We start from the raw sequence: 1,693 nt of genomic DNA on the forward strand, positions 1-1,693 counted from the left end.
CCTCGATCTTGCATGCGTCTGATGTGTCGCTCTGATCAGTTTCAGGTTGGGTATTTCGGGCGTGGATTCGGTGCCCGGCAACGCGCGTACGCCCGACGCGGTCGGGTGGTCGTCGGGGTCCAGGGCCCCGAAAAGTTGATTCCCTTTCGTCTCGATCGCCGGATTGGCGCTGGTCAGAGGGGGTCGGGGATTGCGTTGAGACGGGCCAATGCGGTGATCAGCAAGTCGATCCAGGGTGCGTGGGCGGACAGCCGCAGGTGCACTTTTCGTGCGTGACGGGCGATGCGACCGGCGGTCGCGAATAGGCGTAGTCGTAGCCGTTTCGGCTCCCACCGACTGGCTGGGTCGTCGGTGAGCGCGAGCATCTGCATCCATGCGGTGACCTCGACGGCGAGGGCGACGAGGGCGAGCCAGATCCGATTCTGATCGAAGCCGTGCAGCGGAAGGTTCTCGAGGCCGGTGTCTTTCAGGATGCGGATCCGGTCTTCGCAGCGTGCCCGGCGCCGGTGCCGCAGTTCCAGATCGGGCAATTGTCCACCTTCGGTGTTGGTGACGAACGCAGTCAACCGCAGCCCGTCACGGTCGGTGAAGCGCAGTTGTGCACCGGGGTGCGGGCGTTCCTTGCGGACGATAACCCGCATCCCATCGGGCCAGCCCGGCAACTCGAGCGACCCGGTTACTTCGGCGACCCAGGCGCCGTCGCGCGGTTGCCCGTCCGCGTCCACGGCGGGGAGCCAGGCCTGATCGGGAAGGGTTTCGATCGCGGCGACGATGGTGTCGGTCAGACCGAATCCGATCGAGTACGACAACTTCTGTGTGGTCAGGTAGTCAATGAGGGCATGGGTGCCGCCGGCCGCGTCGGTGCGGATCAGTACCTTGCGGCCGACCCGGCCGCCCTTGGCGGTGAACGGCAACTGCCGCAATGCTTGCCGTATCAGTTCGATGTGGTCTGCGGCGGTGTTGGAGCCGGCGTTGCCGGGGCGCAGCATCATTGCCAACGGCTCGCCCGTGCCGTCCGGTCCGTGGTCGACGAACGCGCACAGCGGGTGGAAACCGAACCCTCTCTTGTAGGTGGCGGCAGCGTTTTCCTTTTCCGAGTGGGCGGTGACCAGTGTGGCGTCGAGGTCGATGATCAGCGGATGTCCGGCGTCGATGGCATGGTCGGGAGCCTGTTCACGGGCGGCGTTCCAGGCGATCCGTCGGGCTGTCGAACGGGCGGAGTTGATTGCCGCCAACGCTTTCGGAGCGTCAGCGGCCAATGCGGCAATCAGTCTCGAGACGGTGGGATCGGACGCCACCCGGCCGAAGACTGCGGGTTCTTCCCGCAGCAGCGCGATATCGGCCAGGCAGTCGCCGCCCAGGGCGAGTGCCATCGTCAGATCGGCGATGATCTTGCCCGGATCGTGGGAGGTCGTCGGTTTACGCCACGGCTCGAGCGCACTCGACAACGCGGTCGTCAGACCAGTTTTCTCTGCGGTGCGTAGCAACAACACCGCCCCGGCGTGCGACACGACACCGGTTCCGGCGGGGTCAACGGACAGCGACGGGTACCACGAAGTAGACTTGCCCACCAGAAAGGTGCTCCTCGAACGAAGTGAATATCGGCCCTCAGCAAGCCATATTCTTGCAGTTCAGAGCACCTTTCTTCATGATCAACACGCGGCCGGGGCATGACCAGCGTGAAAGCCCGAGG

The 1,693-nt window shown here is 64.9% G+C and carries 1 protein-coding gene; it reads right to left on the reverse strand.

From position 1 onward, the window contains the following. Positions 1–173 precede the first annotated feature (173 nt). Complete coding sequence (locus MLGJGCBP_RS19465) at positions 174–1,571, reverse strand: IS1380 family transposase (RefSeq protein ID WP_160097628.1); 1,398 nt, start codon at positions 1,569–1,571, stop codon at positions 174–176. Positions 1,572–1,693 lie beyond the last annotated feature (122 nt).

It is taken from the genome of Rhodococcus sp. T7 (genome assembly GCF_009872365.1).
GTDB lineage: Bacteria > Actinomycetota > Actinomycetes > Mycobacteriales > Mycobacteriaceae > Rhodococcus_F.